Below are 14485 nucleotides of genomic sequence, written 5' to 3' on the forward strand. Positions count from 1 at the left end.
TGGAACGGTCGGGTGCTTACTTGACGCCGAGACCGGCGTCGGCGACCTCGGGCTTGCCCGCGGCCTTGAGGATCTTGTTCAGCGGCTTCAGGTCGTAGATGCCCGTCAGGTCAGGCTTCTCCAGGAGACCGGCCTTCACCGCGTGATCGGCCTCCGCGTCGAGGGTGGCGGCCAGCGGGTCGTCGGTGAACTGGATCGACTTCCACGCCGGGTCGATGACGTCCGCCGGCAGTTCCTTGCCGGACAGCTTCTTGAGCGCGGCGTTGGCGGAGGCCTTCGCCTCGTCCGAGTTGGCGTTGATCCACTTGTTGGTGTTGACCGAACCGCGCAGCACCGCCTCGACGACGTCCGGGTGTTCGGTGAGGAACTTCTGGGACACGATGATGTTCGTGATCACGAACTTGTTGTCCGGCCACAGCGTCGACTCGTCCAGGAGCACCTTCGCGCCCTGCTCGACCAGCTTGGAAGCGGTCGGTTCCGGGGCCCAGGCGCCGTCGATGGAACCGGACTTGTAGGCGTCCGGAGTCACCTTGTTGTCCGTGCGGACCACGGAGACGTCGCCCTTGCCGCTCTGGGCGTCGACCTTCCAGCCCTTCTCGGAGACCCAGTTGAGGAATGCCACGTCCTGGGTGTTGCCGAGCTGCGGGGTGGCGATCTTCTTGCCCTTGAGGTCGTCCAGGGTCTTGATCTTCTTCGGGTTGACGACCAGCTTCACGCCACCCGAGGCCGAACCGCCGATGATGCGCAGGCTCTTGCCCTTGGACTTCGTGTAGCCGTTGATGGAGGGCGAGGGGCCGATGAAGCCGATGTCGATCGAGCCGGCGTTGAGCGCCTCTATCTCGGAGGGTCCCGCGTTGAACGTCGAGGGCTTGACCTCGGTGGAGCCGAGCTCCTTGGCGATGATGCCCTCCTGGATACCGACCAGGGCGGTGGCGTGCGTGAGGTTCGGGAAATAGCCGATCTTCACGGTGTCCGCGGAGAGCTTCTTGCCCCCGGCGGAGACGTTCGCCTTCTTGGCGTCGTCGTCCTTCGCGTCGGAGCCGTAGCCGCAGGCGGTGAGTGCCACGGCGAGCAGCGGCAGGGCGGCAGCGGCGGCGATGCTGCGGCGCAGCGTGGTACGAGGGGCAGACACGGGAGGTTTTCCTCTCGGAGGCCCGGCGCTCACGTCCCCCGGAAGTCCGGGGAGGTGGCCGGGAAGTCGGCAGGTCTTCGTCTGAACGGGCAGTGCGGGTGGTGCTGCCGGGCGCGCAGGCAGTGCGCGTACGTCATCGCGCACATCGCGCGACCCCGCCCTGCCCGCTGCCGAGGGCGCCGCTGCCGACGCGGCCGCCCTCTTTCGCGAAGGTGGAGAAGACATCCTGACCCATCAGAAGTTCCACTCCGCGTCGTCGTCCACCGGAGTCCCGGTCTCCGGGACGGCTGCGAAGGAAGCGCCCGCCATGCCGGCCGAGAGCGTGGTGCCGTCCGCCGGATCGATCAGCAGGAACGAACCGGTGCGGCGTGAGTCGGCGTACGCGTCGAGCGCGAGCGGCTCGGCGGTGCGCACCACGACCCGGCCGATGTCGTTGGCGACGAGCTGTCCGGGTGCCGGGTGCTGCGAGAGGTCGTCCAGCGTGAGGCGGGAGGGGATGTCCTTGACGATCGCCTTGACCGTGCGGGTGGTGTGCTTGATCAGCACCCGCTGGCCCACGGTGAGCGGCTGGTCCGCTACGTGGCAGACGGTCGCCTCCACATCCTGGGTGACAGCCGGCGCGTCGTCCGCCGGGGCGATCAGGTCGCCGCGCGAGACGTCGATGTCGTCGGCCAGCCGGACGGTCACCGACTGGGGGGCCCAGGCGATGTCCACGCTCGTGCCGAGCAGGTCGATCCCGGCGATCGTCGACGTGCGGCCCGAGGGCAGTACGGTGACGGGCTCGCCGACCCGGAACACACCGGCGGCGATCTGGCCCGCGTAGCCCCGGTAGTCGGGGTGCTCGGCGGTCTGCGGCCGGATCACGTACTGGACCGGGAAACGGGCGTGGCAGGCGGTGAGGTCATGGCTGACCGGGACCGTCTCCAGGTGCTCCAGGACGGTCGGGCCGCCGTACCAGTCCATGTTGGCGGACGGCTCCACGACGTTGTCGCCGGCCAGCGCGGAGATCGGGATCGCGGTGATCTCGGGGACCCCGAGTGAGGCCGCGTAGGCGGTGAACTCCTCGGCTATGGCGGCGAACACCGGCTCCGCGTAGTCGACCAGGTCCATCTTGTTCACGGCCAGCACCACGTGCGGGACGCGGAGCAGGGCGGCGACGGCGGCGTGCCGGCGGGTCTGCTCGACGACCCCGTTGCGGGCGTCGACCAGGACCACGGCCAGCTCGGCGGTGGAGGCGCCGGTGACCATGTTGCGGGTGTACTGCACATGGCCCGGGGTGTCGGCGAGGATGAACCGGCGCCGGGTGGTGGCGAAGTAGCGGTAGGCGACATCGATGGTGATGCCCTGCTCGCGCTCGGCCCGCAGCCCGTCGGTCAGCAGCGCCAGGTCCGGCGCCTCCTGACCGCGCTTGCGCGAGGCGTCCTCGACCGCCTCCAGCTGGTCGGTGAGGACCGACTTGGAGTCGTGCAGAAGCCGGCCCACGAGAGTGGACTTGCCGTCGTCGACGGAGCCCGCGGTGGCGAACCGCAGCAGGGTCGTCGTCGACAGCTGCTCGGCCAGCTGGATGGGTGTGGTCATGTTAGAAGTACCCCTCGCGCTTACGGTCTTCCATCGCGGCCTCGGACATCTTGTCGTCGGCACGCGTCGCGCCCCGCTCGGTGAGCCGGGAGGCGGCGATCTCGGTGATGACGGCGGCCAGCGTGGTGGCGTCGGAGTCGACGGCGCCGGTGCAGGACATGTCGCCGACCGTGCGGTAGCGCACCTGACGGGTCTCGGTCTCCTCGTGCTCCTTGGGGCCGCCCCAGTCGCCCGCGGTCAGCCACATGCCGGAGCGGCTGAAGACCTCGCGCTCGTGGGCGAAGTAGATCCCGGGGAGCTCGATGCCCTCTCGCTCGATGTACTGCCACACGTCGAGCTCGGTCCAGTTGGAGATCGGGAACACCCGGACGTGCTCGCCGGCGGCGTGCCGGCCGTTGTACAGCTGCCACAGCTCGGGGCGCTGGCGGCGCGGGTCCCACTGGGAGAACTCGTCGCGCAGCGAGAAGACCCGCTCCTTCGCGCGCGCCTTCTCCTCGTCGCGGCGGCCGCCGCCGAACACGGCGTCGAATCGGTGCTGCTGGATCGCCTCGGTCAGCGGCACCGTCTGCAGCGGGTTGCGGGTGCCGTCGGGGCGCTCGCGGAGCTTCCCGGCGTCGATGTACTCCTGGACGGAGGCGACGTGCAGCCGCAGCCCGTGCTCGGCGACCGTACGGTCGCGGTACTCCAGGACCTCGGGGAAGTTGTGCCCGGTGTCCACGTGCAGCAGCGTGAACGGCACCGGCGCGGGCGCGAAGGCCTTGAGCGCCAGGTGCAGCATCAGGATCGAGTCCTTGCCGCCGGAGAACAGGATCACCGGCCGCTCGAACTCTCCCGCCACCTCACGGAAGATGTGCACAGCCTCGGACTCCAGGGAGTCCAGGTGGCTGAGTGCGTACGGATTGTCGGTGCCTTCCGACACAGTCGCGACGGTGGTCACGCTGCACCCCTCTCGCTCAGCAGCGCATACAGCTCCGCCGCGGACTCCTGCACGGTCTGCTGGTGCGACTCGATCCGCAGATCCGGCGACTCGGGGGCCTCGTAGGGGTCGTCCACCCCGGTCAGCCCGCTGATCTCGCCTGCCGCCTGCTTGGCGTAAAGCCCCTTCACATCGCGTACCGAGCACACGTCGACCGGAGTGGCGACATGCACCTCCAGATACGCGGTGCCCTCCGCCCGGTGCCGCTTCCGGACGGCGTCCCTGCTGTCCGCGTACGGCGCGATGACCGGGACCAGCACCTTCACGCCGTTGGCCGCCAGCAGCTCGGCGACGAAGCCGATCCGCTGGACGTTGGTGTGCCGGTCCTCGCGGGAGAAGCCGAGGCCCGCGGAGAGGAACTCCCGGATCTCGTCGCCGTCGAGCACCTCGACCTTGTGGCCCTCGCCGCGCAGCCGCCCGGCGAGTTCGTACGCGATGGTGGTCTTGCCCGCGCTCGGCAGACCGGTCAGCCAGATGGTGGCTCCCGTCTCCGTCACGCTCATCGAGGTCTCCTGATCAGTCGTCATCAGCCGTGCAGCCCGCACTCGGTCTTGCCGCTCCCGGCCCAGCGGCCGGCACGTACGTCCTCGCCCTCCAGCACCCGGCGGGTGCAGGGCGCGCAGCCCACGGAGGCGTATCCGTCCATCAGCAGCGGGTTGGTGAGCACACCGTGCTCCGCGACGTACGCGTCGACGTCGTCCTGGGTCCAGCGGGCGATCGGCGAGATCTTGACCTTCTGCCGCTTCTCGTCCCAGCCGACCACCGGGGTGTTCGCCCGGGTGGGGGAATCGTCGCGCCGCAGTCCGGTCGCCCAGGCGGTGTACGAGGTCAGTCCCTCTTCGAGCGGCTTGACCTTGCGCAGTCTGCAGCAGAGGTCGGGGTCGCGGTCGTGCAGCTTCGGCCCGTACTCGGCGTCCTGCTCGGCCACGGTCTGCCGCGGGGTCAGGGTGATGACGTTGACGTCCATCACCGCCTCCACCGCGTCGCGGGTGCCGATCGTCTCGGGGAAGTGGTAGCCGGTGTCGAGGAAGACCACGTCCACGCCGGGCAGCGCCCGGGAGGCGAGATGGGCGACGACCGCGTCCTCCATCGAGGAGGTGACGCAGAACTGGGGGCCGAAGGTCCGGGCGGCCCACTCAAGGATCTCCGGCGCCGAGGCGTCCTCCAGTTCGCGGCCGGCCCGCTCGGCCAGCTCCCTCAGCTCGTCCGACGTGAGCTTCTCGATCTCCAGAGTGTCCGTCATATCCCGTCCGCTTCAACGTCGTTGCGCCGCAGCCCGCGGGCCAGCAGGCCCAGGAACTTCAGCTGGAACGCTCGGTTGCAGGAGGCGCATTCCCAGGCCCCGTGCCCTGCCTCGTGCGGGCGCAGGTCCTCGTCCCCGCAGTAGGGGCAGTGGAACGGTGCGGCGCGTTCGCTCATGACAGCGACTCCGCACTGGCCCGTGCCGCCCAGGTCGCGAAGCGCTCGTCACCCTCGCGCTCCTTCTGGAAGTTGCCGAGGACCCGCTCGACGTAGTCGGGCAGTTCGGCCGAAGTGACCTTCAGGCCGCGGACCTTGCGGCCGAAACCGGCCTCCAGGCCGAGCGCGCCGCCCAGGTGCACCTGGTAGCCCTCCACCTGATTGCCCTCGCCGTCCAGCATCAGCTGGCCCTTGAGGCCGATGTCCGCGGTCTGGATGCGGGCGCATGCGTTGGGGCAGCCGTTGATGTTGATGGTGAGCGGCTCCTCGAATTCCGGCATGCGGCGCTCCAGTTCGTCGATGAGCGAGGCGCCACGCGCCTTCGTCTCGACGATCGCCAGCTTGCAGTACTCGATGCCGGTGCAGGCCATCGTGCCGCGGCGGAACGGGGACGGCTTCACCTGGAAGCCGAGCTCTTCGAGGCCCGCCACCAGGGAGTCGACCTGGTCCGGTTCCACGTCGAGGATCAGCATCTTCTGCTCGACGGTGGTGCGCAGCCGGTCGGATCCGTGTGCGGCGGCCAGATCGGCGATCTTCGTCAGCGTGGGGCCGTCCACCCGGCCGACCCGGGGGGCGAATCCGACGTAGAGGCGGCCGTCCTGCTGCTCGTGGACACCCACGTGGTCGCGCCAGCGGCTGCTGGGCTGCTCGGGGGCGGGCCCGTCGAGCAGGGGCCGCTTGAGGTATTCGTCCTCCAGCACCTGACGGAACTTGGCGGGACCCCAGTCGGCCATCAGGAACTTCAGCCGGGCACGGGTGCGCAGCCGCCGGTAACCGTAGTCCCGGAAGATCCCGACCACACCGGCCCAGACATCGGAGACCTCGTCCAACGGCACCCAGGCGCCCAGCCGTTCGGCGAGCCGTGGGTTGGTCGAGAGGCCGCCGCCGACCCACAGGTCGAAGCCGGGGCCGTGCTCGGGGTGGACGACGCCGACGAAGGCGATGTCGTTGATCTCGTGGACCACGTCCTGCACGGGCGAGCCGGAGATCGCGGTCTTGAACTTGCGCGGCAGGTTCGAGAATTCCTTGCTGCCGATGTAGCGGTCGTGGATCTCGTCGACCGCCGGGGTCCCGTCGATGATCTCGTCGGCGGCGATCCCCGCCACCGGGGAGCCGATGATCACTCGGGGGCAGTCGCCGCAGGCCTCCGTCGTGGACAGGCCGACGGCCTCCAGCTTCTGCCAGATGGCCGGGACGTCCTCGATGCGGATCCAGTGCAGCTGGATGTTCTGCCGGTCGGTGACGTCGGCGGTGCCTCGCGCGTACTCCTGCGAGACCTCACCGATCGCCCGCAGCTGCGCCGCCGTCAGCCGGCCGCCGTCGATGCGGACCCGGAGCATGAAGTAGCGGTCGTCCAGCTCCTCCGGCTCCAGCACAGCGGTCTTGCCGCCGTCGATCCCGGGCTTGCGCTGGGTGTACAGCCCCCACCAGCGCATACGCCCGCGCAGATCGTTCGGGTCGATCGAGTCGAACCCGCGCTTGGAGTAGATCGTCTCAATGCGCGTCCGTACGTTGAGACTGTCGTCGTCCTTCTTGAACTGCTCATTGCCGTTGAGGGGCGTGTAGTGCCCCAGGGCCCACTGACCCTCGCCGCGGTGGCGTCCTGCCTTGCGGCGGGGTGCGGCGGGCGCAGGCTGTTCCGGGGTAGCGGCCATGACAGTACGTCCTTCGGGACTGCAGGAGGGCGGCTCTGAACTGCACACCCGCGTACGGGCGCGGCGGTGCGCAGGGTTTGCAGAGAAAGGGGGGAGCGCGGCGGAGCTGGAGACTCTCAGCTCGCCGGACAGATGGCGCTGGACATGCGGCCGAGGTCGACGTGGCGTCGACTCACCAAGGCAATTCCAGTTCCAGACATGACGGAAGCGTGTCACGCGCATCTCGGAGCAGTCCACCACTATCCATGATGTGGACGAGACTGTCCCGATAGGTGAGACTATGTGGCGCCCGTCACTGAACTGACGGGCGCCCGGCCGCCCGGAAAACCGGACAACCACGGGCAATTCTTACGGGCCTCCCGCTACGGAAGCAGCTCCCGGCCGGAGCCCGGCCACGGTCCGGGTGCGGCGGCGCCCGACCCCGGCTCCGCCCTGGTGTCGAAGAGCCGGAAGCCGCGGCGCAGATAGTTGGCCATGGCATGCGGGCCGTCGTCGGAGCAGGTGTGCAGCCAGACGCGCTTCGTCTGCGGCCGCTGCGGCCACCGCTCAGCCAGGTCCCAGGCGCGGGCCACCCCGTACGAGAGCAGATGGCCGCCGATCCGGCGCCCCCGGAACGCCGGGAGCAGACCGAAGTACATGATCTCGACGACACCGTCGTCCTGCGGGTCCAGCTCGATGTAACCGGCCGGCGTCCCGTCCACGTACGCCACCCAGGTCTCGGCCCCGGGCCGCTCCAGCGCTTCCTGCCACTGCGCGTACGTCATCGTCAGCCGGTCCGTCCACCGGAGGTCGCCGCCGACCGCCGTATAGAGGAAACGGCTGAACTCGGGCAGCGGTATCCCGGACCGGACGATCCGGATGTCGCCCTCGGGCACGGCGGAGGGTGAAAGATCGGCGAGGGAGGTCTGCTCCAGGGACCAGATGGTCACCTCGGAGGCGGAGGGTGCGGGGTTGTTCATGGCTGCCAGAAAACCACGTCCCGCGGCCCCGGCCCAAGCCGGTACCGGCAGGCGGACGCCCAGGACCTGCGCGAAGAAGCTGTTGTCCGACTCCGCCTTCAACGCCGCTCAGCCGGCGCCGCGCGCCGCCATCACCACCGGGGCCTTCGACCTCGGCAGCAGGTCGCCGGGGTGCTCCGGGCGGATCACCTCCACCTCCACGCCCTCTCCGAAGCGGTACGGGCGGTGCGCCAGCACCTCCGCGAGATGGCGCCGCAGCCGGGAGATCTCGGCCCGCACCGTCACCGTCCGGGTCGGATCACCGAAGATGTCCTCCGCCAGCTCGGAGGCGGTACGCCCGTCGCGGTGCAGCGCGAGGGCGAACAGCAGCTCGGCGTGACGGGGGGAGAGCCGCTGCGTCCAGGTGCCCACCGGGCTCACCACATTCACCGCGAGGCCGCGCGGCAGGCTCAGATCCAACACGACCCGGCGCGGCGGGCTGTCCATCGCGCCGTCCGCCACCTGCACCAGCCAGCCGCCCGGCAGCGGCTCCACCCGGCACATCCCGAGCGAGGGCAGCCACACCCGGCCCGGCTGGAGGGACTTCGGCAGCGGCAGCCGGTCCACCGGCGGCATCCCGGTGACCCCCGCCAGCCAGCCGTGGGCGTCCACGGCCAGCGCCCGGCCGCCCAGCCGGCACAGCATCGGTGCCGCCACCGAGCGCAGCCGGTCGATCGACTCCAGATGCCGGGTCCTGATCTCGCTCTCGGCCAGCCGGGCCACCGAACCCACCAGGGCGAGCGTCGTCGGATGGAACGTCGACGCCGGACCGCTGATGTCGACGATCCCCATCAGCCGCCCGTCCCGCGGGTCGCGCACCGGGGCCGCCGCACACGTCCACCCGTGCAGACTGCGTACGAAGTGCTCCGCGGAGTGCACCTGCACCGGGGCGCGCGAGGCGAGCGCCGTACCGATCGCGTTGGTGCCGGTGCTGTCCTCCGACCAGGCCGCCCCCTCGGCCAGACAGATGTCGTCGGCCCGGCGCAGCACCCCCGTGTTGCCCTGGCGCCACAGCACCCGGCCCTCCACATCGGTGACCACCATGATCTGCTGCGAGGCGTCCGCGATGGCCGCCAGACCGTCGCCGAGCAGCGGCATCACCTCACCCAGCGTGGAGCTGCGGCGCCGGTGCTCGATCTCGTCCAGCTCCAGCAGCACGCTGTGGGTCGACTTCTCCGGGTCGACCCCGCTGCGCAGCGCCCGGTTCCACGAGGCGCCGATCTCGGCGCGCGGCGCGACCGGCGAGCGGTCACCCGCTATCCACGCCTCGCGGGCCCGGTGGACCAGGCGCGTGGCCCGTTGCGACTCCATAGCAGCCAGCCGCATCACATCGACAGGACTCGTGTCCACGCCGCATCCCCCTCGGGCCTCTCGCTTGGATCAGACCGGACCAAGGCCGCACGCCCCATCCTGCCGCCGCAGTGGTCCCGATGCCGCAACTCCACACAATGGTTGCAACCCTCTGCAACTCTGGCGACGCTCCTCGGTCCGTACAAGAGTGGCGGTACACCGGACGGCGCGGCCACGGCCTCGAAGCCCGGTGTGTACAGCATGGGGGGTGGTGCCGTGTCGGCGCAGCACCACCCCCTGTTGCTGCCCCGGCGCGGGTGCGAGCACGGCGCGCTGTCCGATCAGCGCTCCACGGGCCGCGCCCGCTCGACGACCGATGCCAGGTCGAGGGTGTGCGGCAGCGTCCCGAACGCCGAGCCCCAGTCCCGCCCCAGCCGGGACGCGCAGAACGCGTCGGCGACCTCCGGCGGTGCCCAGCGCACCAGCAGCGAGCCCTGCAGCACCAGCGCCATCCGCTCCACGAGCCGGCGGCCCCGTGCCTCGATTCCCTGGAGATCGGCGAGTTCGGTCAGCAGGTCCTTGATCGCCCGGTCGAGCCGGTGATCGGCGCCGCGCGCCCGCCCGACCTCCGAGAGGAAGGAGTTCAGCGCGAGTGGCTCGCGGCGCAGCGCCCGCAGCACGTCCAGCGCCTGTACGTTCCCCGAGCCCTCCCAGATCGAGTTGAGCGGCGCCTCGCGCAGCAGCCGGGGCATGCCCGACTCCTCCACATAGCCGTTGCCGCCCAGGCATTCGAGCGCCTCGCCCACCATCGGTGTGCACCGCTTCGTCACCCAGTACTTGGCCGTCGGCACCGCGATCCGCAAAAACGCCGACTCGCTCTCCGTCCCGGCGTCGTACGCCGCGGCCAGCCGCATCGCCAGCACCGTCGCCGCCTCCGACTCCAGCGCCAGATCGGCCAGCACGTTGCGCATCAGCGGCTTGTCGATCAGCAGTCCGTCGAAAGAGCTCCGGTACGTCGCATGGTGGACCGCCTGCGCCACCGCCTGCCGCATCAGCGCGGCCGATCCGGTCACACAGTCCAGCCGGGTCGCCGCCACCATCTCGATGATCGTGCGCACCCCGCGCCCCTCCTCACCGATCCGGCGCGCCCACGTACCGTCGAACTCGACCTCGGCCGAGGCGTTGGACCTGTTGCCCAGCTTGTCCTTGAGGCGCTGGATCGCGAAGGTGTTGCGGGTGCCGTCCGGCAGCACCCGGGGCAGCAGAAAGCACGTCAGACCGCCGGGCGCCTGCGCGAGCACCAGGAATCCGTCGGACATCGGTGCCGAGCAGAACCACTTGTGCCCGGTGAGCAGGTACGCGCCCTCGCCCGCCAGCGGCTGCGCGAGCGTCGTGTTCGACCGGACGTCCGTGCCGCCCTGCTTCTCCGTCATGCCCATCCCGAGGAGCACCCCGGCCTTGTCCCCGGCCGGCCGCAGACCCTCCTCGTACACGTGCGACGTCAGCAGTGGCTCCCACTCGGCGGCCACGGCCGGATCGGTGCGCAGCGCGGGCACGGCCGCGTGCGTCATCGAGACCGGGCAGCCGTGGCCCGCCTCGGCCTGGCTCCAGACCAGGAAGCCGGCCGCCCGGCGCACATGGCCGCCCGGCCGGTCCCAGGCATCGGTCAGCCCGGCGGCGACGGCGTGGCCGAGCAGCCGGTGCCAGGCCGGATGGAACTCCACTTCGTCGATGCGGTGCCCGTACCGGTCATGGGTCCGCAGCTTCGGCGGATTCTCGTTCGCCTGTGCTCCCCACTCCGCGCACTGGGCGGACCCGGCGGACCGGCCGAGCTCGACGAGCCCGTCCCGCGCCTCGTCGAGCAGCTCCGCCGGGAGGTGCCGCTCCACGGCTTCGGTGAGCGCCCGGTCCGCCGTGAAGACGTCGTAGCCGAGGAGGGGAGGGGCCTGGTTGGACACTGTGTGGGTGGTGGCTGCCATGCCGATACGGTAAGGAGGTGCAGGCAGCAAACGAAACACCCGAGCGGCCACCGGGCCGGCTCCACCGGGCCCGAGTGCTCTACCGCAACGTGTCCAAGCGGCAGATGGCCTGGCAGTTGCTCAAGGACACCGTCAACTCGTGCATGGAGTACCGCATCCTGGGACTCGCCGCCGAGGCGGCGTTCTTCACCCTGCTGTCCCTGCCGCCGCTGCTGCTCGGACTGATCGGCCTGCTCGGCTACGTCGACGAGTGGACCAGCACCACCACGGTCGCCTCCATCGAGCACAACATCCTCGACGCCGCGGGGACCGTGCTCTCGCAGCGGGGCGTCAACGACTTCGCCAAGCCGCTCCTGGAGGACGTCACCACCGGGGCCCGGCCCGATGTCATCTCGATCGGTTTCGCGATCGCGCTCTGGTCCGGCTCCCGCGCGGTCAACGTCTTCATCGACACCATCACCGTCATGTACGGACTCGACGGCCATCGCGGCATCGTCAAGACCCGGATGCTCGCCTTCCTGCTGTACGTCGTGGCACTGCTGCTGGGCGCGGTGGTGCTGCCGCTGCTGGTGGTCGGCCCCGACCGGGTCGTGGAGTTCATCCCCTGGGGGACCGAGCTCATAAGCGTCCTGTACTGGCCGCTGGTGATCCTGCTGTCCATCGCCTTCCTGACGACGCTTTACCACGTGTCCGTCCCCGTCCGCTCGCCCTGGATCGAGGACACACCGGGCGCGCTGATGGCGCTCGCGATCTGGGTGCTCGGCAGCTTCCTGCTCCGGATCTACCTCACCAGTACGGTCGAGGGGCCGACGATCTACGGCTCGCTGGCCGCACCGATCGCCGTCCTGTTGTGGATCGGCATCTCCGCGTTCGCGGTGCTGGTGGGCGCCGCGGTCAACGCGGCCATCGACCGGGTGTGGCCCTCGGTCGCGACGGCCGCGGCACGAGCGGCCAACGACCGGGTGCGCGCGGTCCAGGCGGCGGAGTTCGTGGCCCGCACCCAGGCGGAGAGCCGGTACGGGAGCGAGGGCGACGAGGACGACTACGGCGACGACGGGGACAGCCCGTACATGCCGTCCGAGTTCCCGGAACGGTGGTCGCGGTTCCTTCCGCCCGACGACGTGAAGTCCAGGCTGCAGCCGAGCCGGGAGAAGGAGAGCGACAAACCGCACCGGCCCGGCGAGTGAGCGGGGCCGTCAGCCGGCGGCAGGGGCGGGCGGGGCCGCCGGGGGCCGAGGCATCTGCGGGGCCCGTACGGGCTCCGGTGCCGGCGGGGCGGGCGTCGAACCGGGCGACCACGAGAGCTTGACCGTCAGATGGCCCTCCACCGCGCTCTTCGCGATCACCGCCCCGGCCTCGGTGGTGATCTTCACGCCGAATTCGATCTCCACCCCGTCCGGCTTCAGGGAGCCGTCCCGGAACACCGAGAGTGCCGATTCGGCCGCTGCCCGGATCCCCTGGAGCGCGTGGTCGAAGGTGCGCGCCGACCGGGCCAGGGAGTTGCCGTCCCGCGCGACCAGCTGCGCACCGGGGGCGTGCCGGTCGACCTCCACCGTCACCGTCGCGCCGCTGTCGGTGGTGAACTCCATCAGTGCCGCCATGACCGCCCCCGGGAATGCCGATTCCGCCCGTTGTCCGTCCGTCGACGAGACTAGTGGCATGGGCGACGGGTACGAAGAGCGCGCGTCGAGGCTGGACGGCGCGAAGGTGTGGACCCTGACCGTGCCGCGGGGCTCGGTCCACCCGGTGCTGCCGGACGGCTGCATGGACCTGCTCTGGATCGGCGGCCGGCTGCTCGTCGCGGGCCCGGACACCCACGCGGAAACCCCGGCCGGGAGCGACGGCGGCAGTTACGCGGGCCTCCGCTTCGCTCCCGGCACGGCGCCCGCCCTGCTGGGCGTACCGGCGCACGAACTGCGCGACCGGAGGATCGCACTGGCCGGTCTGTGGCCGGAGGCGGAGGTCCGCGAGCTCACCGAGCGGGTCGCCGAGGCCGCCGACCCGGCCACCGCCCTGGAGGAGATCGCACTGCACCGGGCGGCCGGCACCGCGCCGCCGGACCCGGCGATGCGGTTCGTCGCCGGACAATTGGACAGCGGCCGGTCCGTCGCGGACACGGCCAGGTCGGTCGGTCTCGGCGCACGCCAGCTGCACCGCCGCTCGCTGGCCGCCTTCGGATACGGCCCCAAAACGCTCGCCCGGATCCTGCGGCTGCAGCGCGCACTGGCTCTCGTACGGTCGGGCATGCCGTACGCCGAAGCCGCGCCGGCGGCGGGCTGCGCCGACCAGGCGCATCTCGCCCGGGAGATGCGTGAACTGGCCGGCACCACGCTGACCGGGTACCTGGCCGGGTCTTAACTTGCCGTTCAACCTCGGTGAACAGGGGACCTGCTCTGGTCCATGAATGGTCGGGGCAGTCAGCCGGGGGGAAAGCGTCAAGCTGAATTGGGTGTAACGAGAGCTACACCCGTCCGGCGTTCGTCGCCGGTCATGGCGAAGTGGCGGCATGTGAGTCCGTGCCTGATCCGGGCGGCGCTGATGTCGGAAAAGCTCGCGACCAGCGCCAGGGCGGCGTCGGCAAGCTCGCTCGGCGTCCCGAGCTCGACAAGGCCCTCCTTGTCGCCCGTGACGGTGACCAACTCGACAACCAGTCTGGAAAGTTCGGCCATTTCGGGACAGGCGGCAGTGAGGGTCGACAAGAGCGTGGTGTCCTTGGTCCACAGGCGTTCGGGGTGAGTGAGCAGGAGCCGGGTCGCGTGGCGTGGGGTGGTCACCGGCCCGGTTGCCCTCGGCTCGTCCCTGGGTGAGGTGGCGGACCAGGAGATTGTGATCGCCACCTCCCTGGGGCCCAGGGAGGTGGCGATCCGGAGCGGGACCAGTGCAACGAGGGTTGTCAGCCCTTCAGGCCGGGGAGGTCCCCTGCCGCACTTCTCGGGCGCAGTGCGTCGACGACGAGGTCGAGCAGTCGGCCGGTCTGCTCCGGAGTGTTACTGGCCGCCGTGGAGAAGATGCCGAGAAGCATCATGGTGACGTCGTCGGGGTCGACATCCGCACGGAGCGAACCCGCTCGCACCCCCTCCGCGAGGATCGCCCCGATCGCGGCGGTGATGCGCCGCCGGGTGGTCGGTGTCGCGATCCGCCCCGACGCCCAGCCCGCATGCAGCGTGTCGAGCATCCCACGCTTCGTCGCGACGAACGCCGCGTAGCGGTCAAGCCACGCACGGAGCGCGACCTCGGGCGGGAACTCGGCGAGCACGACGGGGGCGCTCGCGGTGACGTCATCGAGTTCCGCGCCGTACACCGCCTCGACCAGTGCACGACGACCGCCGCGTGGCGTACCTGCACGACCACGTCGACGCCGTCGGTGCCGCGATCGACGCGGGCGCCGACGTGCGCGGGTACTTCGCGTGGTCCCTGCT

The 14485-nt window shown here is 70.5% G+C and carries 15 protein-coding genes and 2 pseudogenes; 3 read left to right on the top strand and 14 right to left on the bottom strand.

The window, feature by feature from the left end:
- Nucleotides 1–16: 16 nt before the first annotated feature.
- The 11 genes from ACFVW8_RS18275 to ACFVW8_RS18325 form a co-directional block, all read right to left on the bottom strand.
- Nucleotides 17–1132 carry an aliphatic sulfonate ABC transporter substrate-binding protein gene (locus ACFVW8_RS18275; RefSeq protein WP_389691098.1) on the bottom strand — a complete coding sequence of 372 codons (1116 nt, stop codon included), beginning with the start codon at nt 1130–1132 and terminating at the stop codon, nt 17–19.
- Between the two features lie 234 nt (nt 1133–1366).
- Complete coding sequence (locus ACFVW8_RS18280; RefSeq protein ID WP_389691100.1) at nt 1367–2710, bottom strand: sulfate adenylyltransferase subunit 1; 1344 nt, start codon at nt 2708–2710, stop codon at nt 1367–1369.
- Between the two features lies 1 nt (nt 2711).
- The gene (cysD, locus tag ACFVW8_RS18285; protein WP_389691102.1) at nt 2712–3647 is read right to left on the bottom strand and encodes a sulfate adenylyltransferase subunit CysD; all 936 of its coding nucleotides are present in this window, start codon (nt 3645–3647) and stop codon (nt 2712–2714) included.
- Nucleotides 3644–4189 (bottom strand): adenylyl-sulfate kinase, encoded by a 546-nt coding sequence (cysC, locus tag ACFVW8_RS18290; protein ID WP_389691104.1) that lies wholly within the window; start codon nt 4187–4189, stop codon nt 3644–3646. The genes cysD and cysC overlap by 4 nt, the downstream gene beginning before the upstream one ends.
- Nucleotides 4190–4212: 23 nt before the next feature.
- Nucleotides 4213–4929, bottom strand: a complete 717-nt coding sequence (locus tag ACFVW8_RS18295; protein WP_389691106.1) for a phosphoadenylyl-sulfate reductase — start codon at nt 4927–4929, stop codon at nt 4213–4215.
- On the bottom strand, nt 4926–5105 hold the full coding sequence (locus ACFVW8_RS18300) for a hypothetical protein (protein WP_389691108.1): 180 nt from the start codon (nt 5103–5105) through the stop codon (nt 4926–4928). The genes ACFVW8_RS18295 and ACFVW8_RS18300 overlap by 4 nt, the downstream gene beginning before the upstream one ends.
- Nucleotides 5102–6799, bottom strand: a complete 1698-nt coding sequence (locus tag ACFVW8_RS18305; protein ID WP_389691110.1) for a nitrite/sulfite reductase — start codon at nt 6797–6799, stop codon at nt 5102–5104. The genes ACFVW8_RS18300 and ACFVW8_RS18305 overlap by 4 nt, the downstream gene beginning before the upstream one ends.
- Before the next feature lie 116 nt (nt 6800–6915).
- A complete protein-coding gene (locus ACFVW8_RS18310) occupies nt 6916–6999 on the bottom strand; it encodes a putative leader peptide (protein WP_309486338.1) in 84 nt (27 codons plus the stop codon).
- Between the two features lie 162 nt (nt 7000–7161).
- Nucleotides 7162–7758 carry a GNAT family N-acetyltransferase gene (locus ACFVW8_RS18315; RefSeq protein WP_389691112.1) on the bottom strand — a complete coding sequence of 199 codons (597 nt, stop codon included), beginning with the start codon at nt 7756–7758 and terminating at the stop codon, nt 7162–7164.
- A 108-nt stretch (nt 7759–7866) separates the two neighbouring features.
- On the bottom strand, nt 7867–9108 hold the full coding sequence (locus tag ACFVW8_RS18320) for a GAF domain-containing protein (RefSeq protein WP_389691122.1): 1242 nt from the start codon (nt 9106–9108) through the stop codon (nt 7867–7869).
- Between the two features lie 320 nt (nt 9109–9428).
- The gene (locus tag ACFVW8_RS18325; protein ID WP_389691114.1) at nt 9429–11066 is read right to left on the bottom strand and encodes an acyl-CoA dehydrogenase family protein; all 1638 of its coding nucleotides are present in this window, start codon (nt 11064–11066) and stop codon (nt 9429–9431) included.
- A 74-nt stretch (nt 11067–11140) separates the two neighbouring features.
- Between ACFVW8_RS18325 and ACFVW8_RS18330 the strand changes: the two genes are divergently transcribed.
- Complete coding sequence (locus ACFVW8_RS18330) at nt 11141–12253, top strand: YihY/virulence factor BrkB family protein (protein ID WP_389691124.1); 1113 nt, start codon at nt 11141–11143, stop codon at nt 12251–12253.
- A 9-nt stretch (nt 12254–12262) separates the two neighbouring features.
- Here ACFVW8_RS18330 and ACFVW8_RS18335 read toward each other — a convergent pair whose 3' ends face one another.
- Nucleotides 12263–12667, bottom strand: coding sequence for a CU044_2847 family protein (locus ACFVW8_RS18335; RefSeq protein WP_389691116.1), 405 nt, complete (start codon nt 12665–12667; stop codon nt 12263–12265).
- A 58-nt stretch (nt 12668–12725) separates the two neighbouring features.
- On the opposite strand from ACFVW8_RS18335, the gene ACFVW8_RS18340 reads away from it, so the two are divergent.
- On the top strand, nt 12726–13424 hold the full coding sequence (locus tag ACFVW8_RS18340; RefSeq protein WP_389691118.1) for a helix-turn-helix domain-containing protein: 699 nt from the start codon (nt 12726–12728) through the stop codon (nt 13422–13424).
- 158 nt (nt 13425–13582) lie between these two features.
- On the opposite strand, the pseudogene ACFVW8_RS18345 reads toward ACFVW8_RS18340, so the two are convergent.
- Both ACFVW8_RS18345 and ACFVW8_RS18350 read right to left on the bottom strand, forming a co-directional pair.
- Nucleotides 13583–13901, bottom strand: a pseudogene (locus ACFVW8_RS18345) (hypothetical protein); the annotation flags it as partial.
- Nucleotides 13902–13959: 58 nt separating this feature from the next.
- Nucleotides 13960–14388: pseudogene (locus ACFVW8_RS18350) on the bottom strand (TetR/AcrR family transcriptional regulator); the annotation flags it as partial.
- A gap of 8 nt (nt 14389–14396) precedes the next feature.
- On the opposite strand from ACFVW8_RS18350, the gene ACFVW8_RS18355 reads away from it, so the two are divergent.
- On the top strand, nt 14397–14485 hold an 89-nt coding region (locus ACFVW8_RS18355; protein ID WP_389691126.1), incomplete at its 3' end, for a family 1 glycosylhydrolase.

This window comes from Streptomyces sp. NPDC058221 (assembly GCF_042882365.1).
Classification (GTDB): domain Bacteria; phylum Actinomycetota; class Actinomycetes; order Streptomycetales; family Streptomycetaceae; genus Streptomyces.